The following is a 20,473-nucleotide window of genomic DNA, read 5'->3' as shown; positions in this document are numbered from 1 at the left end:
GCTTCAACGGGAGAACGATAGGCACGAGCCATTACGGCGACGCGCGGCGGCCCCCCGTTCCTGCAGCCGTGCGTCCGTCCAGGACGTCGCCGGCTGCCCCCCTGGCCGCCGGAAAGGAGCGCACGCTAGCACGTCCCGCCCAGGGTGTGCAGGTTTCACATTCCCCAACACGGGGCCCGGCACCGGCAGGCCCCGTGTTCAATCGATCAGTGGTAACCGGTGTCGGCGTGCACCTTGCCGCGGAATACCCGGTAGGACCACGCCGTATAGCCGAGGATGACCGGCAGCAATATGACCAGCCCGACCAGCGTGAAGCCCAGCGACGACGCCGGCGCGGCGGCCTGCCACAGGGTCATCGACGGTGGCAGCAGATAAGGCCACATGCCCAGCACCAGGCCGAGGAAGCCGAGCACGAACAGGGCCAGGCTGAGCAGGAACGGCGGCAGGTCGCGGCGCGGGTGGGTGGCACTGCGCCACAGCGCGGCGGCCACCGCCAGGGTCAGCAGCGGCACCGGCGACAGCCACCAGAAGTTGCCGTCGCTGAACCAGCGCGCCATCAGGCGCGAATCGAGGAACGGCAGCCAACTGCTGACCAGGCCCATCGCCGCGATCACCGCCACCACCAGCGGCCGGGTCATCTGCCGCGCCAGCGCCTGCACGCGACCTTCGGTCTTCAGGATCAGCCAGGTGCTGCCCAGCAGCGCATAGCCGGCCACCAGCGCGGCACCGGTCAGCATCGCGAACGGGCTGAACCAGGCAAACGGCCCGCCCTGATAGACACCGTCCACCAGCGGGATGCCCTGCACCAGGGTGCCGAGGATCACGCCCTGGGCAAACGTGGCCAACAACGAACCGAGGCCGAACGCCACGCTCCACAGCCGGCGCGATCGATGCGCCTTGAAGCGGAACTCGAAGGCCACGCCGCGGAACACCAGCGCCACCACCAGCAGCAGCACCGGCAGGTACAGCGCCGACAGCAGCACCGCATACGCCTTCGGGAACGCCGCCAGCAGGCCGGCGCCACCGAGCACCAGCCAGGTCTCGTTGCCGTCCCAGATCGGCGCGGCGGTGTTCATCATCAGGTCCAGCTGTGCCTCGTCCTCGGCGAACGGGGCAAGGATGCCGATGCCGAGCACGAAGCCGTCCAGCACCACGTACATCAGCACGCCGAAGCCGATCACCGCGAACCACGCCACCGGCAGCCAGGTCATCAGGTCCATGTCAGCGCTCCTCCAGCGGTTCATCGGCGGCCGACAACGGACGTGCCGGGGTATGGCTGCCATGGTCCAGCGACGGCCCCTCGGCATACGGCTGCGGCCCATGGCGCAGGATCTTCACCAGGTACCAGATGCCCCAGCCGAACACGAAGGCATAGCCAACCACATAGACACCCAGCGACAACGCCGTCATCCACGCACTCTGCGGGCCGACCGCATCAGCGGTGCGCAGCACGCCATACACCACCCACGGCTGGCGCCCCATCTCGGTGACGAACCAACCCGACAGCAGTGCGATGAAACCGCTGGGCAGCATCCAGTTCCAGCCGCGCAGCAGCCACGGCGAATCCAGCAGCTTCCTGCGCCACAGCTGGAACGCTGACACCCAGGCCAGCAGCAGCATCAGCGTGCCCAGCCCGACCATGATGCGGAAGGCGAAGAACACCGGCGTCACCGGCGGCCGTTCGCTGGCCGGCACCGAGGTGAGCGGATCGAAGGTGCCGTCCAGGCTGTGGGTGAGGATCACGCTGCCCAGCTTCGGGATGGCGACTTCGAAGTCGTTGCGCTCTTCTTTCTCGTTCGGCAGCGCGAACACCACCAGCGGCACGCCCTCGCCTTCCTGGGTTTCATGCCAGTGCGCTTCCATCGCCGCGATCTTCATCGGCTGATGCTTGAGCGTGTTCAGGCCATGCATGTCGCCGACGAAGATCTGTACCGGCACCGTCAGCGCCGCGAACGCCACCGCCGCGATCAGCATGCGCCGTCCGGCCTCGACATGTGTGCCCTTGCGCAGGTACCACGCGCCGACGCCACCGATCACGAAACAGGTGGTGATGAACGAGCCCAGCGCCATGTGGGCCAGGCGATAGGGGAACGAGGGGTTGAACACCACCTGCCACCAGTCCACCGGATGCACGATGCCGTTGACCATCTCGTAGCCGGCCGGTGTATGCAGCCAGCTGTTGGACGACAGGATCCAGAACGTGGAGAACAGCGTGCCCAGCGCCACCATGCAGGTGGAGAAGAAATGCAGGCGCGGCGAGACCCGGCCCCAGCCGAACATCATCACGCCGAGGAAGCTGGCTTCCAGGAAGAACGCGGTCAGCACCTCATAGGTCAGCAACGGACCGATGACCGTACCGGCCACCTCGCTCAATCGTGGCCAGTTGGTGCCGAACTGGAAGGCCATGACGATGCCGCTGACTACGCCCATGCCGAACGACACGGCGAAGATCTTCTGCCAGAAGAAATACAGCTCGCGCCACACGGGCAACTTCGTGCGCAGCCACCGCCATTCGATGAAGGCCAGCCAGCTGGCCGTACCGATGGTGAAGGCGGGGAACAGCACGTGGAAACTGATGACGAATCCGAACTGGATCCGGGACAACAACAACGCGTCCAAGGGACGCCTCCTGCCAGCTGCCGGTGGGATACCGCACCACTTTAGGTGGATATTGTTAAAACGGGATGCGACCGGGTGACGCGCTGCTTCACTTTGTCGCAGGGAAGCTGGATGACAGAATGAACGGGCTACAGGGGCTTCAGCAAGGTCAAGGGCGGCTCCTTGGCGATTCGCAGGGCCCGGGGTACCAATGCAGTCAAGCAGGCCGCCATCACCAGTACGACAGCGCTCGATATCGAGAACCACATTGAACCTGTGATGCCATCCTGTGGCGGCCCTATCCACTGCAACGACAACGCGCCGAGCAGGGCGCCCAGTGTGGTGAACAGTGAAACTTCGAACATGATTTCGGCAAAGATCACTGAGCCGCGAGCACCGAGTGTCCGTCGAACCCCAATGGAGTGCCGGCGCCGATCAAGCCAGGCGCCTACGACTCCGGAAACCCCGGCCATCAGCACACCGAGAACGATGGCCGTCATGACCGCGAGCACGGTCGTAGCGAAGCGATTAGCTTTGACGTAGGCGTCGCGATATCCCGCCAGCGTCTCGACACCGGTCGAATTCACGATCCGATAGGGCCGCTGCAGCGCATCGACAGTGCGATCAAGCGATGAACGATCAACCTCCGACTTCCACTTCGCCAGATAATAGCGACTGGCGCCCGTGGGAAGGCCCGGAAGCAGCGCCCACTGCGAGTCCCGCTCATTGCCTCCTGGTGCCGGTCCAGCAACAGACGCAAATACGCCCACGATGACCCGGCTGCTGCCGGGGCCGAAATACAGGTGGCGGCCAACAGCACTCTCCGTTCCGAACAGACGGGCAGCCAGCGCTTCACTGATCAGCACTATCGGAGCACCTTCAGCCATGTCGTCCTCTGTGGCATCCCGTCCCAGGACGATTCCCGCGCCCAGCATCGCCAGCAAGCCAGAGCTGGCAGTTGCCACGGGAATGCGATCACATCCAGCAACGTCTGTCGTACCCGCGTTCATCGAGTACGCCATGGCCGACTCGCTGGTGCACACGCCGTATCGATGGGCTCTTCCCCCGAACGGAATAGCGTCGCTCACAACCGTGTCCTGAACACCGGGCAGCCGGATGGCGGACAGGTCTGCCCGCAGCACTGCAGCATCAGCGCCTTCTTCGACATCCGAGACCCTGACCACACCAATCGATACTGCGTCCCGGATGCTGCGGGTGTTCAATCTGGCGAAGCTGTCCAGCACAGATTGCAGTGCGAACGCACATGCCAGGCTTGCAAGCGCAGCCTGCACTGCAAGCAGTGCGGCGCTTCCCAGATGTCGTCGAGTCTCCCTCATTGATTCGAACATTTCAGGCAGCCCCCTTCGCGAAGGCACTCGACAGTGAGCTGACCCTGCAGATTTCAAACGATGGGACCAATGAACAGAGCAACGTCGTGACGACTCCCAGACCAGCCGCCATCAGCATTGCTCCGGCATGCATCGCTGTTATCGCGCTGGGCAGAACGTCTCCCGCAGCAACCACCCGGATTCCCAGCGTATAGGTGACGACAGCGAGCGCACTGCTTGCGACGCCCGCCGCGATGGATTCCCACATGAGCTGGATGAACACGTCTCGGCGTCGCGCCCCCAGTGCACGTCGAATCGCGAGCTCCCGCCGACGGCGCCCCAGACTGAAGCTCAGCAGCGCCGCCGCGTTGACGATGCACACGCCGAGAAGGATCAGCGACAACCGAAGCTGCATCCTGGCCTGCTCCGGAACCAATCCCAGCCTGTCCAGCCAATCCATCAACGGCCAGAGTGCCACCTGCTGGGCGCCTGGCTCGATCCGAAGCCCCTTTTCCTGCGCATAGGCGTTCAGACTCGCGCGGTAAGCGGCGACGTCATCTGCGGTGGGCAGCCACGCCCACAATTGAAGCCAGGAAACGTTGGCCCCTGCAGGATCCGTGTCCTGGTCACCACCCCAGATCGCCGTCCCGTCCACAACGGTCAGCTTGTCTGCGATTGCGGTTTCAAGCGGCAGGTAGATCTCGTCAGGCTCCACAAACGGTCTGCGTGTGAGGTCTCCCTGAAACATAGGCACCGGATGCCAATCCTCCGCGACACCCACCACGGTATAGGTGCGTCTGCCCAGTTCCAACTGATGACCAACACAGCCCTCTGCACACTCGCGCTCTGCGAGCGCACGCGACAGAACCACGATTCGGCTCGCAGCATGCCCCTCCTCGGCGGTCCATGCGCGCCCTTGAACAACGGCAATGCCAAGGACACTGAAGACTTCGGACGTGGCGAACCTGGCGCGCAGTCTTGCGCTGGACTCTCCCGGCCGGGAGAGCGTCACCGCGCCCCCTGCCATTGCTGCCTGCTTCCACGTCCGGCCTTGGTTCAGAAGCACCTTCGCGTCTGGCCAGGTCAGTGACTGACCAGGATCCGGAGAGCCACTGCGCAGTGCATCTGGACGCGCGTCAAGGTAAGGGCGGAACAGTGCCGAGCTCCGGCCTGGAGCGGGATCCGACGATGCCTGGAGAACAATGGAAAGCATCACGGTGGTGATCCCTACCCCCGCACCCAGCATGAGAGCGATTGACAGATGAGTGCCGACTCGCTGCTTGAATCGGGCAAGCGAAAGCTGGACGTAGTAGAGCATCATCCAACTGCATCCGGCATTGGCTTACTCGCGCACCTGTCCATGTGATTCTCACTCCATGCCTTTGGAAGCTGATGGTTGAGAATCTCTGATTGTGAAACTGCGCCTCAAGTGGAGACATGGAATTTGCAACTTTCCTCAGGAAACACACGCAGCTCGTAGGTTCTGGATAGAGCCACCGACACTGATGACGAGACCGAGGTGACGGAATCTGACGCGGAAGACCAACTGTCGATTTGCAGACAACGCCCGATGCCTGGCCATCTGATCAGGTGTTGGAGGAAAAAGCGTCCAGAATCAGGTGCAGGCGTCAGCGTTCTTCTAGACCCAGAAATACCAGACAGCTGCCGCCACCAACGCCCCCAACAACACCACCTGCACCACCACATAACCCACGCCACTATCGCGCGATTCAGCGGCAATGCGCTTCTGCAGCGCCTCGCTCACATCCGGCGTTTCTTCCTGCTGCGTCTGCTCACGCAACGCCTGCGCCAGCGCGCGTTCTTCCGCATCGCGAGGGTCGGTCGATGGGCTCACAGCAGTTCTCCGGCGGCGGCATGCCGCGTCAGTTCCTGCTTCAGGACCTGGCGCGCGCGGTGAAGGTGGCTCTTGATGGTACCGCGTGCCAGCCCGGTCACCTGCTCGATCTCGGCCAGGTCGAAGTCCTCCAGGTAGTGCAGGCCGACGATCAGGCGCTGCGGTGCACTCAACCGCTCCAGCGCCACGCCAAGATGGCGCCCCGCCTGCAGCGCCTCGCTCAGTTCAGCCGGCCCCGGTCCTTCATCGCCGATTCCCAGTTCCTCCGGCACCTCCACCGCCACCATCCATTGCGCCTCCAGCCGCCGCCGGCGCAGGTGCTGCAGCGCGGTGGTGTAGGCCACCCGGGAAACCCAGGTGCGCAGCGAGGATTCAAAACGAAAGCGGTGCAGCTGGCGGAACACGGCCAGGAAGGTCTCCTGCAGCAGGTCGGCCACCTGATCGCGGTCGCCCACCATGCGCCCGATCACATGTGCGCAGGTGCGCTGGTGGGTCTCGACCAGCTGCGAAAACGCCGCCTGCGAGCCATCGATGATGGCCCGCACCAGGGCCTGGTCCGCATCCAGCGGTGCGGCGGGTGCCGCCGTCTCCGCTGCATCGTGGCGGCGACGGCCCCGCAGTGCCGACAATGCTTCGCCGAGCAGGCTCATCTGCGGGGCGCCCCCTGTGCCCGTGACATGGGCCGGCTCAGCCCTTGCGTGCGGCGGGGCGGGTGAAGTGCCAGGCCAGCAGCTGGCCCAGACCAGCACTGCCGACCAGCGCGGCGGCGGCACCGAAGGTCAGGTCACGGGCACCGATGGCTTCCAGCAGGGCCATGGCCAACGCCAGGCAGACCAGGCTGATGCCCCAGCGCAGCGCCCCCTGGCGACGGCGTTCTTCTTCCAGCACGGCCAGCGAGCGGATCACTTCCTCCGGCACGTGCGGGGCCACCAGCTTGCTGCGGGCGCGGGCATCGGCAATGGCGTGGATCGCGTAGGCGATGCAGATGAAGAGAGTGATCGGGATCAGTTCCTGCATGGTCGGGCTCCTGTTCGGTGGATGATGCGGGTTCAGGAGAATGGATGCGCGAGGCCGGCTACCGGTTGCACCACTTTGCCAATCCCGCTGCCATGACCTGTGGCCCCTGCCCCGGGCCCTTGCGGCTGCTACGCTTGGCCGGTTTCCTCTTCTGGTGCCGTCCGCCCATGTCCCGAGTGCTGCCCCTGTCCCTCCTGTTGTCGGCCGTGCTGGCCGCACCGGCTGCGCATGCCGCGCCGACGCCGATCACCATCGAACAGGCCATGGCCGACCCGGACTGGATCGGTCCGCCGGTCGAGAAGGCCTGGTGGTCGTGGAACAGCCAGCAGGTGGAGTACCAGCTCAAGCGCAGCGGCAGCCCGGTGCGCGATACCTTCCGCCAGCCGGTGGCCGGTGGCGTGGCCGCGCAGGTGGCCGATGACCAGCGCGGCACCCTGGACGTGGCCGAGCCGGTCTACGACCGCAGCCGCAGCCGCAGCGCCTTCGTCCGCAATGGCGACGTGTTCGTGCGCGACCTGCGCAGCGGCGCGCTGACCCAGCTGACCCGCAGCAACGAGCGCGCGGGCAACGTGAACTTTGCTGCCGACAATGGCGTGATCTGGCGCGTTGGCCAGAACTGGTTCCACTGGACCGCCGCCAGCGGCGTGCAGCAGGTGGCCAGCCTGAAGGCCGAGAAGGATCCGCGTACGGCGCCGAAGGCCGATGTGCTGCGCGACCAGCAGCTGCGCACGCTGGAAACCCTGCGCCGCGACCGCGACCAGCGCGAAGCACTGAAGGACCAGGACCAGCGCTGGCGCCAGGCCGACCCGACCCGCGCGCCGGGTCCGGTGTACCTGGGTGCCGACGTGGAGATCGGTGACAGCGTGCTGTCGCCGGACCTGACCCACCTGATCGTGGTGACCAAGCCGAAGGACTTCGACGACGGCCGTGGCGGCAAGATGCCGCTGTACGTGACCGAGTCGGGCTACGAGGAAACCGAAGACACCCGCACCCGCGTCGGCCGTAACGGCTTCGAGCCGCACACCCTGTGGTACGTGGACGTGCGCACCGGCAAAGCCGAGAAGGTCTCGCTGTCCAGCCTGCCCGGAATCGCCACCGACCCGCTGGCCGAGCTGCGCCGCAAGGCCGGCAAGGATGCGCTGAAGGGCGACCGCAGCGTGCAGGTGATGAGCGACTTCATGGGCGGTGGCATCCGCTGGAGCGCCGACGGCCAGCAGGCCGCGGTGATGCTGCGTGCCAACGACAACAAGGACCGCTGGATCATCAGCGTCAACGCTGCCGATGGCCGCGTGCAGAACCGCCATCGCCTGACCGACAGCGGCTGGATCAACTGGGGCTTCAATGATTTCGGCTGGATGGCCGATGGCCGCACGCTGTGGCTGCTGTCGGAGGAATCGGGCTTCTCGCACCTGTACACCCAGGCCGGCACCGCCAAGCCGCAGGCGCTGACCGGTGGCAAGTGGGAAACCTCGGCGCCGGTGCCGTCGGCCGATGGCAAGGGCTTCTACTTCCTGTGCAACCAGCAGGCCCCGCATGACTACGAAGTCTGCGCGGTGGACACCGGCAGCCGCCAGGTGCGCGAGCTGACCAGCCTCAACGGCGTGGAAGACTTCTCGTTGTCTCCGGACGGCCAGCAGCTGCTGGTGCGCTACTCCGGCGCCTACCTGCCGCCGCAGCTGGCCGTGCTGCCGAGCACCGGTGGCCAGGCCCGCGTGCTGACCGACACCCGCACCGCCGACTACAAGGCGCGCCAGTGGATCCAGCCGAAGCTGGTGGCAGTGCCGTCCAAGCATGGTGCCGGCGTGGTCTGGGCCAAGTACTACGAACCGGAAAACAAGGAACCGGGGAAGAAGTACCCGATTGTGATGTTCGTGCACGGCGCCGGCTACCTGCAGAACGTGCACCAGCGCTACCCGGCCTACTTCCGCGAGCAGATGTTCCACAACCTGCTGGTGCAGAAGGGCTACATCGTGCTGGACATGGATTACCGCGGCAGCGAGGGCTACGGCCGCGACTGGCGTACGGCGATCTACCGCAACATGGGCCACCCGGAACTGGAAGACTACAAGGACGGCCTGGACTGGCTGGTCGATACCCAGCAGGGTGACCGTGATCATGCCGGCATCTACGGCGGTTCCTACGGCGGCTTCATGACCTTCATGGCCCTGTTCCGCTCGCCGGGCACGTTCAAGGCCGGCGCCGCGCTGCGCCCGGTGGTCGACTGGCACCAGTACAACCACGGCTATACCAGCAACATCCTCAACACCCCGGACATCGATCCGGAGGCGTACCGCGTGTCCTCGCCGATCGAGTACGCGCAGAACCTGCAGGACAACCTGCTGATCGCCCACGGCATGATGGATGACAACGTGTTCTTCCAGGACTCGGTGAACCTCACCCAGCGCCTGATCGAACTGCACAAGGACAACTGGTCGATCGCTCCGTACCCGCTGGAGCGCCACGGCTACGTCCGCGCCGATTCCTGGCTGGACCAGTACAAGCGCATCCTCAAGCTGTTCGAGCAGAACCTGAAGTGAGCAACGCCGCGGCCACGATCCACATCGTGGCCGCGGTCATCCTGGATGACCGCGGCCGGGCGCTGGTGGTGCGCAAGCACGGCGTTGACCGTTTCATCCAGCCGGGCGGCAAACCCGAAGCCGGCGAAGCACCGCTGCAGGCGCTGGCCCGCGAGCTGGACGAGGAACTCGGCGTGCAGCTGTGCGTCGAGACCGCCGTCTCGCTGGGCACGTTCGAAGACTGGGCGGTGAACGAGCCCGGCCACCGCGTGCAGGCCCAGGGCTGGTGGGTGCAGGTGGACGGCATGCCACAGGCACGCGCGGAGATCGCTGAACTGGCCTGGGTGCCGCTGCAGCCACCGCACGGCCTGCCCTTGGCACCGCTGAGCGAACACCATATCCTGCCGGCCGTCGCCACCCGGGTGACGGCCCGCTGAGCGCGCGGGCACCGATTGCAAGGACACCGGATGTCAATGTCGATCCCGCCGATTCCTTCGCTGGTCCAACCGACCTATCACGCCTGGGTGCGCCCGATCGCACACGCCTCGTTCTGGCTGTCACTGCTGCTCACGGTCTACTTCGTGATGCAGGGACTGCTGCTGTGGCCACTGCACAACCTTCCGATCTGGCACCTGGTTGAGAGGGAAGTGCAACTCCAGCACCTGCACAGCCTGATCTGGCTTCTGGCGCATCCGGTGGCCGCGTCGATGATCGTCGCACTGCTGTGCCTTGCCTCGACACTGGCCAGCTGGGGACTGCTGCGCGAGCGCAGCTGGGGCCTGTGGAGCTTTGCGGCGATCCTGCTGATGAGTGCATTGACCAACTTTGCGATCGCCGGGTGGCTGGACGTGTTCATGCGCGACGTCATCCCGTTTCTCTCCGACGACGCCGTCCTGCAACAGGAACTCCATCTGAAACGCTGGTTGATCACGTTGACCATGGTGGCCATGTCATTCGTACTCCTCGGCCTGCAGGGTTGGCTGGCCTGGCGCCTGCTGCGACCAGACATCCGCTCGGGCTTCCACTGAGCCACACCCCTTTCCCGCACGACAAGGACCGTCGCATGCGCTTGCTGACCCTTCTCCCCGCGCTGCTGCTGTTCGCCGCGCTGCCTGCCGCCGCCGATGCGCTGCGCTGTGGCGAATACCGCAGCACCGACGGTGGCATGGCGCTGATATTCACATCACCCAGCAGCGGCTACCGCCGCGACGACGGCAGCGAGCCGGAGCCGCTGTGGGTCGATCGCAGTGCGGCGCAGGCCCGACTGGTCATGCTCGACGATGGCGTGGCGCTACCGGTCCGGATCAGTGCCGATGGGCAGCGCATCGAAGACGACGTGGTGGTCTACACGCTGCGCCAGTCCCGGGACTGCGCCGTCGAACCCAGTGCGATTGCCGGCAGCTGCCGCGCCGCCGGCAGCCACTGCATTGCGCAGCTGCCCACGGCTTCGCCCAGCCAGGCCCAGCGCGCGTGCAGCGAAGGCGTTGGCGCGGGCTGCTCGGCGCTGCTGCGACAACTGCGGGATGACAGCCCAGCGAAGGCCACCGACGACGTCGGTGCCACGGGCTTTGATCGCCCGCCTGCCTGCCGCGAACACACGCCCGGGCATGACCCGCAGGCCTGCGAGGCGCTGACCAATGATGCATTGGCTGCTGCCATGCAGCGGGTGAATCAACGCCTGCTGCAGGAAGACGAAGACACACTGGATTCGCCGCTTCCGGCCGCTGCACGCGATCAGCTGCAGCAGCGGTGCCTGCAGCACCGCAGTGGCCGCTTCTGCGTGGAAGTGGCCGCGCAGCAATTGAACGCGCTGGAACCTGCGTTGGCAGTGCAGGCCCTGCAGGTGGTCTGCGATGCGGGCCGCGTCAGTGCCTGCGGACGTACCGCACCGCTGCGTGAACTCGGCACCGACCTGCGCCTGGTGCCGTTGCAGCGGGTGCCGTGCGGCCGTTACCAGGCTGACGGTGGCGTGATCGACATGCTCGACTTCGATGATGGCGCGCGTGCCCGCCTGCACGAAGGCGCCGTCCAGCTGCAGCAGAACGGCGAAACCCTTGTGCTGCACCAGCTCGGCAATGGCGACCTGCTCGGCATGGACAACCAGACGGCCTACCAGCGTTACCAGCTCGTGCCCGGCACGGCACAATGCACGCCCCCGCGCGAGGGCCAGGGTTCGCCGTAGCGCCAGGAGCTTCCCGTTCGATCGTCAAGGAGACGACATGCATTCACCCGCACCGCGCCGCCGCTGGCTGGCCTGGGTCCTGCTGCTGGCCGCGCCGATGGCTGCCGCACAGTCACCACAATGCGGCCTGTTCAAGGCCGACGAAGGCAGCGGCACGCTGCGCATCAGCTCACCGAACCGCGGCGAGCAGAAGCACTTCGGCAGTGCGCCGTCTCCGGTCGCGTTCCAGCAGATCGACGGAAAGCTGCAACTGGTGAACCTGGAGTACGGCCTGCCCAGCGCGCTGCAAGTGCGCGATCGTGGCCGCACGGTCGAGGTGGATGGCACGGTCTACCTCCTGCAGGCGCCCGCACAGTGCGCCGCAGCCGCCACGCCGGCTGCAGGCAGCTGCCTGGCTGATGCGGCGGCGTGCCTGGACAACCGTCGCGAAGCGACCCCGGCCGCCCTGGAAGCGGGGTGTCGGGAAGGCGTGCCCGGCATGTGCCTGCAACTGGCTGATCGTTGGCATGAGGAAGCCAAACCCACGGTCGAGGCCGATCCCGCCCTGGCAAAGGCAGCGCTCGACGCCGCCCTGTCCGGCATCAAACTACCCCCCGCCTGTGACAACGGTGGCTTCGAACAGGGAACCCCGGCGTGTGCCGCCGCACTCGAGGCCGACCCGGCAGTGCAGGAGCAGCTGGTCAAGGCCGCGATGACGGCCGCCATGACCGAAGCCATGGTGACGATGACGGCGCCGACCGTGCCGGTGATCATTCCAGCTGAGCGGCGGCAACAGTTGTTGCGGTTGTGCCGCGAGGTAGCGCACGGCGGCTTCTGCACCCGCGTGGCTGAGCTGTCCTGGGACGCGGGAGATCCCCAGCAGGCGGTGCAGGCCCTGGCTGCAGCCTGCACCCCCGGCAATGACACCGCCACCTGCGAGCGCCTGCCGGCGTTGCAGGCAGTGGGCGCATCGCTGCGACCGCAGCCCGCGACTGCATTGCCCTGCGGCAATTACCGGTCCGACGGCGGCCTGATGGACACGCTGAATTTCGGTGACGCCGGCCTGGTCGGTGTGGGCTGGAGCAGCCATCTTCGCGCACGCGTCGAAGCGGGCGACATCCGCATCCATCACGACCGGGACGGTGACTTCGTACTGCGCCCGCTGCCCGGCGGCCAGTTGCTGGGCCTGGATAACTGGACCCGCTTCCAGGTGTTCGTCCCCACCGGCGAGGGCCCGACCCGGTGCAGTGCAACGAAGCAGTTCAAGGTGCTGCCACTGCCGCAGGATTGCCCGCTGGCGCTGGCCAACGAGGGCGGTGCCGAAGCCTGCTGCGCGCAGGGCAAGCTGCAGGGCTGCAACATTCTCGGCAACCGCCTTGCGCTGTCCGGGAACTGGCTGCAGGCCGCCGAGCACTACACCACGGTCTGCCGCGCCGGCGTGCGCGAAGGGTGCGAGAACCTGGTGACCGCGCAGGGCAACGGCGCGGAACTGGACGCACGGGCAACCCTGGGGCAGCTGTGCAAGGCCGACCGCAGCGGCCTGCACGTGGCCTGCGACGTGCTCGGCACCCAGAACTGGGAGCTGATCACGCTGGGTGGTGCCCTGCAGAAGGCGGTTGATGAGGCAGCCGTGGACGACGCTCCGGCGCCGCGCAACTCCAACCGCAAGCGCTGAGCCGGCCAGGGCCTGCCCGCAGCTTCGGGCGGGCCCTGCGGTAAAGTACGCGCCATGAACGAATTCGAGCGCGTGCGCGCCTATCTCACCGACCTGCAGGACCGCATCTGTGCGGCGATCGAGGCCGTCGATGGCCAGGCCCGCTTCCAGGAAGACCTGTGGCAGCGTGCCGAGGGCGGTGGCGGGCGTACCCGCGTGCTGCGCGACGGTGCGGTGTTCGAGCAGGCCGGCATCGGCTTCTCCGACGTGGCCGGCAGCCGCCTGCCGCCATCGGCCTCGGCCAACCGTCCGGAACTGGCTGGCGCCTCCTGGCGTGCCACTGGCGTGTCGCTGGTGTTCCACCCGCTCAACCCCTACGTGCCGACCACGCATGCCAACGTGCGCTTCTTCCAGGCGCAGCGCGACGGCGAAGTGGTGGCCAGCTGGTTCGGCGGTGGCTTCGACCTGACCCCGTTCTATCCGTTCGACGAGGACGTGCAGCACTGGCACCGGGTCGCGCGCGACCTGTGCGCCCCGTTCGGCGATGAGCGCTATGCCGCGCACAAGCGCTGGTGCGACGAGTACTTCTTCCTGCGCCACCGCAATGAAACGCGCGGCGTCGGCGGCCTGTTCTTCGACGACCTGCACGGTGACTTCGAGCGCGATTTCGACTATCTGCGTGCGGTCGGCGATGGCTTCCTGGATGCCTACCTGCCGATCGTGCAGCAGCGCAAGGACACCGCCTACGGCGAGCGCGAACGCGAGTTCCAGCTGTACCGTCGCGGCCGCTACGTGGAATTCAACCTGGTCTACGACCGCGGCACCCTGTTTGGCCTGCAGAGTGGTGGCCGCAGCGAAAGCATCCTCATGAGCCTGCCGCCGCGGGTGCGCTGGGAGTACGGCTTCAGTCCGGAAGCGGGCAGCGCCGAGGCGCGCCTGGCCGATTACCTGGTGCCGCGCGACTGGCTCTGACCTTCCGGCGCCACGCCTGACGCGTGGCGTCTTCTCCTGCCTGTGGTGCGCCCTGCACCGGACAGGTCCTGCTTTGCCTCCTTCAAGGATGACCCCATGCCTGCTGCTGTTTCCCTCCGCCCCCGCGCTGCGGGCTGGCGCTCCCTGCTGTTGCTCGCACTGGCCTCGGCCAGCCTGCCGGCTGCCGCGCAATCGATGGCCTGCGGCACCTACAAGGACAGCGACGGCACTATCACGCTGACCATCGAGAGCGAAGGCCACGCCTTCCTGTCCGGCCCCTACCAGGCCACCGAGGAGCTGCGCATCGCCCGCCAGGAAGACGTGCTCGGCACCGGCAACCTGTCCACGGGACGCCTGGAAAACTGGTTCTTCTCGGACAACGACCGCACGATCAACACGCCCTATCGCGAGTTCACCCGTGAGCACGCCGCCGCCTGCAAGACGATGCCCGAGCCCATCGAAGATGGTTGCGTGATGAACACCTCCGAGTGCCTGGAGGCGCTGCCCGAGGCCGCACCGGTGAAGCTGCACGCCTGGTGTGCCGAGGGCGTGGGCGCGGCCTGCTCCCAGCTGTTGGAGACCTACCAGCAGCAGGCCAAGGACGCTGCCCCGGCGCCTGCACGGGCCGAGCCGCCGAAGCCGGAGATCTGCAAGGAGGATTCCGCGTCCTTCAACGCCGAGGGCTGCAGGGCGATCGCCGAGGTGGTCGGGCTGGAGATGATCGGCAAGTCCCTGCTCGGGCTGCAGCATTCGGTTGATCCCGTGTTGCCGTCCGCGCAGCTCGATGAGCTGGCCGCACTGTGCCGGCAGCAGCACGGCGAGACCTTCTGCGCCGACGTTGCCGAGGTGCTGTGGAGTGGCGGGCGCCTGTTGCAGGCCCACGAAGCGCTGCAGCTGTCGTGCGCGCAGCGCGCCGATGGCGTGGCCTGCGGTCGCGCCAAGGCGCTTGCCAGCCTGGCCGCTGCGCCGGTCGCTTCACTGGCTCCGGTGCCGGCCACTGCGCTGCCGTGTGGGAGCTACGAAGCCGAGTACGGTGTGCTCTCGCAGCTGCGCTTCCTCGATGGCGGCCTGGTTGAGGCCGAGGGCCGCGACCAGCGCCTGCGCGCGCGCCTGCAGGACGGCCGCATCCTCATCCGTCCCGATGTCGGCAGCGACTTCGTGCTGCAACCGCTGAAGAACGGAAACCTCGCCAGCGTCGACGGCGGCAACCGCTTCGCCTACTACGAGCGCAAGCCCGCCGCAGGCAATGCCAGCTGCACGCCGCCGGTGACGTTCGTGGAAATCCCGCTGCCACTGGATTGCCCCACCCTGGCACGCAAGGACGGCGCCAAGGCCTGCTGCACCGAGGGCAAGCTGCTCGGCTGCAAGGTTGCCGGCGAAGCCCTGTTCGAGGCCGAGAAATGGGCCGCGTCGCTGCCCTACTTCGAGACGCTGTGCGGCGCCGGTGTCCGCGAAGGGTGCCTGGCATTGGCAGCGGTGTATTCGCATACCGCCGACCCGAAGATCCCGCAGGCCATGGCGGCGCTCTGCGCGAAGGATGGCAAGGGCACGCATGTGGCCTGTGATGTGGACGCCACCCGCAACTGGCCGGCACTGAAGGCCGAAGCCGCGCTCTGAGGGCGCGGGAAGGGGTACCCGTAGCGTCGAGCTTGCTCGACTTCTGCTGGCAGTGGATGGAAACAGTCGAGCAAGCTCGACGCTACACGTCAGGTGCTCTTCCTGGGGATGATGGTGATGTGCCCGTTGATCTCCAGCAGGGCCAGCTCGACATCCTCCACGCCCAGGCAGCCCTGCTGGCGCATGGCGGCCTCGAAATCGGCGCGGGTGACCTGCTCACGGCGCAGAACGGCGTCGAACAGGCGCCCATCACGCGCGATCACTACCGGTTCTCCTTCCACCAGGCGCTCGATGCGCCGGCTGCGGGTACTGACCCAGCCCACCCCATAGTTGAGCAGGATCAGGGTGGCCGCCAGCAGCAGGCCGCCGCCCAGCGAGGTATCGGTACCCAGCAGCGCGTTCTGCACCGCGTTGCCCAGCAGCACCACCAGCAGTACGTCGAACGGGGTGATCTGCCCCAGCGGGCGCTTGCCGCTGAGCCGGACCATGCCCAGCACCACGACATAGACCACCACCGCGCGCAGGATGAACTCCCACCACGGCATCGCCAGTGCGAACAGGTCGGGCATTGTCTTCCCCTGCGGAGCGGTGGCCCAGCGTGGCGCAGGCCACGGCATCTGGCAACGGCACAAATAAAAAGCCCCGCTGACCAGGGGGAGGTCAACGGGGCCGGGGAACGGGCACTTGGGGAGGAGTCCCCGTTCCGAGATCTGCTCCAGGGGATGGGAGAGATCCACAACAGGCGTTGCGCCTGTCGAGAGTTATAGAAGCACTCCGAACACTAACGGTTCGTGAAGGGGCCCAATTTAATGAACCTCCATCAGGGCAACATTCATGATCGAGTCAGAAACCTCTGACCAATGAACGAATTCACGTCGTTTTCGGCCTGAAACACCCTCAGTGTGCTTCGTCCCAATTGTTGCCGATGCCGGTATCGACCACCAGCGGCACCCGCAGTTTGGCCGCTTGCGACATGCGCTCGACCACCTGCAAACGCAACTCCTCGACGAAACTGCTTTCGGTTTCGAACACCAGTTCATCGTGCACCTGCAGGATCATCCGTGCCGGTGCGCCGCTGTCACGCAGCCACTGGTCCACGTCCCCCATCGCGCGCTTGATGATGTCGGCGGCGGTGCCCTGCATCGGCGCGTTGATCGCGGCGCGCTCGGCACCGGCGCGCAGGCCCTGGTTACGTGCATGAATGTCGTTCAGGTACAGGCGGCGGCCGAACAGGGTTTCCACATAGCCCTGGTCGCGGGCCTGCTGGCGCATTCGCTCCATGAAATCACGCACGCCCGGGTAGCGGCTGAAGTACAGCGCCACGTAGTCCTGCGCCTGGCCACGGTCGATGCCCAGGTTGCGCGCCAGGCCGAAGGCGCTCATGCCGTACATCAGGCCGAAGTTGATCGCCTTGGCCGCGCGGCGCTCGTTCGGGGTCACTTCCTCCAGCGTGCGCCCGAACACCTCGGCGGCGGTGGCGCGGTGGACGTCGGCGCCCTGCTCGAAGGCACGCACCAGGCCCGGGTCCTCGGACAGGTGGGCCATGATCCGCAGCTCGATCTGCGAATAGTCGGCCGCCAGCAGCTGGAAGCCCTCCGGGGCGATGAACGCACGGCGGATGCGGCGGCCATCCTCGGTGCGGATCGGGATGTTCTGCAGGTTCGGGTCTGACGAGGACAGGCGGCCGGTGGCGGCACCGGACTGGTGGTAGCTGGTATGCACCCGGCCGGTGTCCGGGTTGACCATCTCCGGCAGCTTGTCGGTGTAGGTGCTGCGCAGCTTGGCCAGGCCCCGGTAGTCCAGGATCACCCGCGGCAGCTCGTGCTGGTCGGCGATCGCCTCCAGCGCCTCTTCATTGGTGCTGGGCTGACCCTTCGGGGTCTTCACCACCGCCGGCAGCTTCAGCTCATCGAACAGCACCGCCTGCAGCTGCTTGGGCGAATCCAGGTTGAAGCTACGGCCGGCCAGCTCGGTGGCCTTCTGCTGCGCGGCCAGCATGCGCGAGGACAGGTCCTGGCTCTGCCGGCGCAGTTCATCGGTGTCGATCCGCACGCCATTGGCTTCGATCGTGGTCAGCACCGGTACCAGTGGCATCTCGATGTCGCGGTACACGTTGTCCAGCGCCGGCTCGGCCAGCAGCTGCGGCTGCAGCGCGCGGTGCAGGCGCAGGGTGATGTCGGCGTCCTCGGCCGCATAGCGGCTGGCTTCGTCGATGCCCACCTGCGAGAACGGAATCTGCTTGGCGCCCTTGCCGGCCACATCCTCGAACTTGATGGTGTTGTAGCCCAGGTAACGCAGGGCCAGCGAATCCATGTCGTGGCGGGTGGCGGTGGAATTGAGCACGAAGCTCTCGAGCATGGTGTCGTCGTGGTAGCCCTGCACCTCCACGCCGTGGCGGCGCAGCACATGCAGGTCGTACTTGCCATGCTGGCCCAGCTTCTTCTTCGCCGGGTCCTGCAGCACCGGGCGCAGTGCGTCCAGCACCTGCTGCATCGGCAGCTGCGCCGGCGCGCCCGGGTAATCGTGGCCGACCGGAATATAGGCGGCCTTGCCCGGCTCGACCGCCAGGCTGATGCCCACCAGGCGCGCACGCATCGCGTCCAGCGCATCGGTTTCGGTATCGAAACTGATCAGGTCCGCCTGCTGCAGGCGCTCGACCCAGGCCTGCAGCTGCTCGGCGGTCAGCACGGTCTCGTATTCACCCGGTGCGGCCAGCGCCGGATCCAGCGTGCCGGCGGCCGGTGCCTCGGCGCTGCCACGGGCGAAGCCGGCGGCGGTGCCACGCAGGCTCGGCGTTGCTTCGCTGGCGGCCGTCGGCGCCGGCAGCGGTGCACCCAGCTCCTTCAGCGCCTGGGTGAAGCCGTAGCGCGCATACAGCTCGGTCAGCTCCGGCACGTCCTGCTCGCGCAGGGCCAGCGTGGTCGGGCTGGCGTCCAGCTCCACGTCGGTGCGGATGGTCACCAGCTCGCGGTTCAGCGGCAGGCGCTCCAGCGCGGCGCGCAGGTTCTCGCCGATCTTGCCCTTCATGGTCGGCGCGGCCGCCATCACCCCGTCCAGGTGCTGGTACTCGGCCAGCCACTTGGCGGCGGTCTTCGGCCCGCATTTCTCCACGCCCGGCACGTTATCGACGGTGTCGCCCATCAGCGCCAGCAGGTCGATGATCTGGTCGGCGCGCACGCCGAACTTCTCCATCACTGCGGCATCGGAATCCATGCGGCTGCCGGTCATGGTGTTGACCAGCTCGATGCCCGGGCGCACCAGCTGGGCAAAGTCCTTGTCGCCGGTGGAAATGGTCACCTTCAGTTCCTGTGCCACGCCCTGCAGGGCCAGCGTGCCGATCACATCATCGGCCTCCACGCCGGGAATGCGCAGGATGCTGATGCCCAGCGCTTCGACGATGCGGCACATCGGCTCGACCTGGCTGCGCAGCTCATCGGGCATCGGCGGGCGGTTGGCCTTGTACTGGTCATACAGGTCATCGCGGAAGGTCTTGCCCGGCGCATCGACCACGAACGCCACGTAGGCCGGGCGCTCCTTCAGTGTCGAGCGCAGCATGTTGACCACGCCGAACAGCGCGCCGGTGGGTTCGCCCTGTGCATTGGACAGGGGCGGCAGCGCGTGGAACGCGCGGTACAGGTAACTGGACCCGTCGATCAGGACTAATCTGCTCATGGGTCGATTCTACGCGCCCGTGCCTGCACTGCGACGACACGGCACAGCCGCGGCGATGGGGCATAATCAAGGCTCTTTCCAGGCAAAGGCCCCCGCCGATGAAGACCCTGATGCTGGCTTCCCTGCTCCTGCTCGCTGGCTGCGCCAGCATGGGTGGCGCGGGCGCTCCCCCGGTGGACGTCAAGGGCGCGGATGTGTCCAAGCGCACCATGGACAACGGCGATGTCATCGAGGAATACCGCGTGTCCGGCCAGCTGCGCATGGTCAAGGTGACCCCGTCGCGCGGTGCCCCGTTCTACATGTACGACAAGAACGGCGATGGCCGTTTCGACAACGACAAGGACGGCGTGTCGCCGGTGTACTGGAAGCTGTACAGCTGGTGATGTGACCGGGGTCGGATCCCTGCGATTCAGTAGATCCACGCCATGCGTGGATGGGCCCCTGCCGGCCCTACAAAAGATGACGCCGGCGCGCATCCTGCGGCCGGCGTCGGGTCCCCTCCCCGGGAACGCTTGTATCAGCGGATGACCAGCACCGGCAGCGTGCTGCGTGCCAGCACTTCAGCGGTCTGGCTGCCCAGCAGCACACGGGTCACACCACGGCGGCCATGCGAGGTCATCACGATCAGGTCGCTGTTGCGCTCGCCGGCGGTCTCGATGATGCCGTCAGCCGCATAGCGGTCCAGCACGTGCACCGGGTTGGCGGTAATGCCCTGCTCGGCGGCCTTGGCCAGCGCCGGCTGCAGCACCTTCTGCGCACCTTCCTCGCGGTCGGCCTTGTACTCAGGGCTGTTCATGTAGCCCACGCTCCAGCCCATGGCGTCGTACATGCCGACGGCCCACGGCTCGGAAACGGTCACGATATCGACCTCGGCGTTGAGGTCCTTGGCCAGCTCCAGACCCTTGGCCAGGCCCTTGTCGGCCAGCTCGGATCCGTCGGTGGCAATCAGGATGCGCTTGTACATGGTGGGGCTCCGTGGCGGTCTGCCAGATGGGAACAACACCATTGCACACCGGATGTGCAGGGCGCGCCTTGAGCAGGATCAATCCGGCGCCGCGCAGCGGCGTGTGCGCACCGCCGGCT

At 66.6% G+C, this 20,473-nt stretch carries 18 protein-coding genes; 8 read left to right on the top strand and 10 right to left on the bottom strand.

Annotated features, from left to right (window positions below; all coding sequences use genetic code 11):
* Positions 1–206: 206 nt before the first annotated feature.
* From cydB to AC5O77_RS07305, 7 genes are all read right to left on the bottom strand, one after another.
* Positions 207–1,220, bottom strand: coding sequence for a cytochrome d ubiquinol oxidase subunit II (gene cydB, locus AC5O77_RS07335; protein ID WP_494506654.1), 1,014 nt, complete (start codon positions 1,218–1,220; stop codon positions 207–209).
* A 1-nt stretch (position 1,221) separates the two neighbouring features.
* Entirely contained in the window at positions 1,222–2,619 is a 1,398-nt protein-coding gene (locus tag AC5O77_RS07330; protein ID WP_049462287.1) for a cytochrome ubiquinol oxidase subunit I, read from the bottom strand.
* Between the two features lie 128 nt (positions 2,620–2,747).
* Positions 2,748–3,947, bottom strand: coding sequence for an ABC transporter permease (locus AC5O77_RS07325; RefSeq protein WP_494506653.1), 1,200 nt, complete (start codon positions 3,945–3,947; stop codon positions 2,748–2,750).
* 1 nt (position 3,948) lies between these two features.
* The gene (locus tag AC5O77_RS07320; protein WP_494506652.1) at positions 3,949–5,247 is read right to left on the bottom strand and encodes an ABC transporter permease; all 1,299 of its coding nucleotides are present in this window, start codon (positions 5,245–5,247) and stop codon (positions 3,949–3,951) included.
* A gap of 318 nt (positions 5,248–5,565) precedes the next feature.
* Positions 5,566–5,781: a hypothetical protein gene (locus tag AC5O77_RS07315; protein ID WP_012512479.1), complete on the bottom strand. Its 216-nt coding sequence runs from the start codon at positions 5,779–5,781 to the stop codon at positions 5,566–5,568.
* Positions 5,778–6,431 carry an RNA polymerase sigma factor gene (locus AC5O77_RS07310; protein ID WP_494506651.1) on the bottom strand — a complete coding sequence of 218 codons (654 nt, stop codon included), beginning with the start codon at positions 6,429–6,431 and terminating at the stop codon, positions 5,778–5,780. Before AC5O77_RS07310 ends, AC5O77_RS07315 begins: the two co-directional genes overlap by 4 nt.
* Before the next feature lie 37 nt (positions 6,432–6,468).
* Positions 6,469–6,798 carry a hypothetical protein gene (locus AC5O77_RS07305; RefSeq protein WP_005414880.1) on the bottom strand — a complete coding sequence of 110 codons (330 nt, stop codon included), beginning with the start codon at positions 6,796–6,798 and terminating at the stop codon, positions 6,469–6,471.
* A gap of 167 nt (positions 6,799–6,965) precedes the next feature.
* Here AC5O77_RS07305 and AC5O77_RS07300 point away from each other — a divergent pair, with 167 nt between their 5' ends.
* The 7 genes from AC5O77_RS07300 (at position 6,966) to AC5O77_RS07270 (ending at position 15,718) form a co-directional block, all read left to right on the top strand.
* Positions 6,966–9,335 carry a S9 family peptidase gene (locus AC5O77_RS07300; RefSeq protein ID WP_494506650.1) on the top strand — a complete coding sequence of 790 codons (2,370 nt, stop codon included), beginning with the start codon at positions 6,966–6,968 and terminating at the stop codon, positions 9,333–9,335.
* Positions 9,332–9,751 carry an NUDIX hydrolase gene (locus AC5O77_RS07295; protein ID WP_494506649.1) on the top strand — a complete coding sequence of 140 codons (420 nt, stop codon included), beginning with the start codon at positions 9,332–9,334 and terminating at the stop codon, positions 9,749–9,751. The genes AC5O77_RS07300 and AC5O77_RS07295 overlap by 4 nt, the downstream gene beginning before the upstream one ends.
* 30 nt (positions 9,752–9,781) lie before the next feature.
* Positions 9,782–10,342 carry a hypothetical protein gene (locus tag AC5O77_RS07290; RefSeq protein WP_494506648.1) on the top strand — a complete coding sequence of 187 codons (561 nt, stop codon included), beginning with the start codon at positions 9,782–9,784 and terminating at the stop codon, positions 10,340–10,342.
* Positions 10,343–10,377: 35 nt separating this feature from the next.
* Positions 10,378–11,496 carry a hypothetical protein gene (locus tag AC5O77_RS07285; RefSeq protein WP_494506647.1) on the top strand — a complete coding sequence of 373 codons (1,119 nt, stop codon included), beginning with the start codon at positions 10,378–10,380 and terminating at the stop codon, positions 11,494–11,496.
* 37 nt (positions 11,497–11,533) lie between these two features.
* Positions 11,534–13,150, top strand: coding sequence for a hypothetical protein (locus AC5O77_RS07280; protein ID WP_494506646.1), 1,617 nt, complete (start codon positions 11,534–11,536; stop codon positions 13,148–13,150).
* 54 nt (positions 13,151–13,204) lie between these two features.
* On the top strand, positions 13,205–14,101 hold the full coding sequence (hemF, locus tag AC5O77_RS07275) for an oxygen-dependent coproporphyrinogen oxidase (RefSeq protein ID WP_094002267.1): 897 nt from the start codon (positions 13,205–13,207) through the stop codon (positions 14,099–14,101).
* Positions 14,102–14,197: 96 nt separating this feature from the next.
* Positions 14,198–15,718 (top strand): hypothetical protein, encoded by a 1,521-nt coding sequence (locus AC5O77_RS07270; RefSeq protein WP_494506645.1) that lies wholly within the window; start codon positions 14,198–14,200, stop codon positions 15,716–15,718.
* 89 nt (positions 15,719–15,807) lie between these two features.
* Here the strand turns inward: AC5O77_RS07270 and AC5O77_RS07265 are convergent, their stop codons facing one another.
* Together AC5O77_RS07265 and polA are read right to left on the bottom strand one after the other, a co-directional pair.
* Positions 15,808–16,287, bottom strand: a complete 480-nt coding sequence (locus tag AC5O77_RS07265) for a DUF421 domain-containing protein (protein WP_032129193.1) — start codon at positions 16,285–16,287, stop codon at positions 15,808–15,810.
* Between the two features lie 328 nt (positions 16,288–16,615).
* Entirely contained in the window at positions 16,616–19,390 is a 2,775-nt protein-coding gene (gene polA, locus AC5O77_RS07260; protein WP_494506644.1) for a DNA polymerase I, read from the bottom strand.
* A 98-nt stretch (positions 19,391–19,488) separates the two neighbouring features.
* On the opposite strand from polA, the gene AC5O77_RS07255 reads away from it, so the two are divergent.
* Positions 19,489–19,773 carry a DUF2782 domain-containing protein gene (locus tag AC5O77_RS07255; protein WP_005411628.1) on the top strand — a complete coding sequence of 95 codons (285 nt, stop codon included), beginning with the start codon at positions 19,489–19,491 and terminating at the stop codon, positions 19,771–19,773.
* Between the two features lie 134 nt (positions 19,774–19,907).
* Here the strand turns inward: AC5O77_RS07255 and AC5O77_RS07250 are convergent, their stop codons facing one another.
* Positions 19,908–20,354, bottom strand: coding sequence for a universal stress protein (locus AC5O77_RS07250; protein WP_005411629.1), 447 nt, complete (start codon positions 20,352–20,354; stop codon positions 19,908–19,910).
* Positions 20,355–20,473 lie beyond the last annotated feature (119 nt).

Source organism: Stenotrophomonas sp. INTA L402-1 (assembly GCF_059295135.1).
Note: the sequence above shows the minus strand (reverse complement) of the source record. Positions and strands in the feature narration are given on the sequence as shown.

What these genes read in the sequence shown, in the direction of transcription:
- cydB (WP_494506654.1), bottom strand. Translation starts at nt 1,220, where the DNA reads ATGGACCTGATGACCTGGCTGCCGGTGGCGTGGTTCGCGGTGATCGGC.
- AC5O77_RS07325 (WP_494506653.1), bottom strand. Translation starts at nt 3,947, where the DNA reads ATGTTCGAATCAATGAGGGAGACTCGACGACATCTGGGAAGCGCCGCA.
- AC5O77_RS07320 (WP_494506652.1), bottom strand. Translation starts at nt 5,247, where the DNA reads ATGATGCTCTACTACGTCCAGCTTTCGCTTGCCCGATTCAAGCAGCGA.
- AC5O77_RS07310 (WP_494506651.1), bottom strand. Translation starts at nt 6,431, where the DNA reads ATGAGCCTGCTCGGCGAAGCATTGTCGGCACTGCGGGGCCGTCGCCGC.
- AC5O77_RS07305 (WP_005414880.1), bottom strand. Translation starts at nt 6,798, where the DNA reads ATGCAGGAACTGATCCCGATCACTCTCTTCATCTGCATCGCCTACGCG.
- AC5O77_RS07300 (WP_494506650.1), top strand. Translation starts at nt 6,966, where the DNA reads ATGTCCCGAGTGCTGCCCCTGTCCCTCCTGTTGTCGGCCGTGCTGGCC.
- AC5O77_RS07290 (WP_494506648.1), top strand. Translation starts at nt 9,782, where the DNA reads ATGTCAATGTCGATCCCGCCGATTCCTTCGCTGGTCCAACCGACCTAT.
- AC5O77_RS07285 (WP_494506647.1), top strand. Translation starts at nt 10,378, where the DNA reads ATGCGCTTGCTGACCCTTCTCCCCGCGCTGCTGCTGTTCGCCGCGCTG.
- AC5O77_RS07280 (WP_494506646.1), top strand. Translation starts at nt 11,534, where the DNA reads ATGCATTCACCCGCACCGCGCCGCCGCTGGCTGGCCTGGGTCCTGCTG.
- hemF (WP_094002267.1), top strand. Translation starts at nt 13,205, where the DNA reads ATGAACGAATTCGAGCGCGTGCGCGCCTATCTCACCGACCTGCAGGAC.
- AC5O77_RS07270 (WP_494506645.1), top strand. Translation starts at nt 14,198, where the DNA reads ATGCCTGCTGCTGTTTCCCTCCGCCCCCGCGCTGCGGGCTGGCGCTCC.
- AC5O77_RS07265 (WP_032129193.1), bottom strand. Translation starts at nt 16,287, where the DNA reads ATGCCCGACCTGTTCGCACTGGCGATGCCGTGGTGGGAGTTCATCCTG.
- polA (WP_494506644.1), bottom strand. Translation starts at nt 19,390, where the DNA reads ATGAGCAGATTAGTCCTGATCGACGGGTCCAGTTACCTGTACCGCGCG.
- AC5O77_RS07255 (WP_005411628.1), top strand. Translation starts at nt 19,489, where the DNA reads ATGAAGACCCTGATGCTGGCTTCCCTGCTCCTGCTCGCTGGCTGCGCC.
- AC5O77_RS07250 (WP_005411629.1), bottom strand. Translation starts at nt 20,354, where the DNA reads ATGTACAAGCGCATCCTGATTGCCACCGACGGATCCGAGCTGGCCGAC.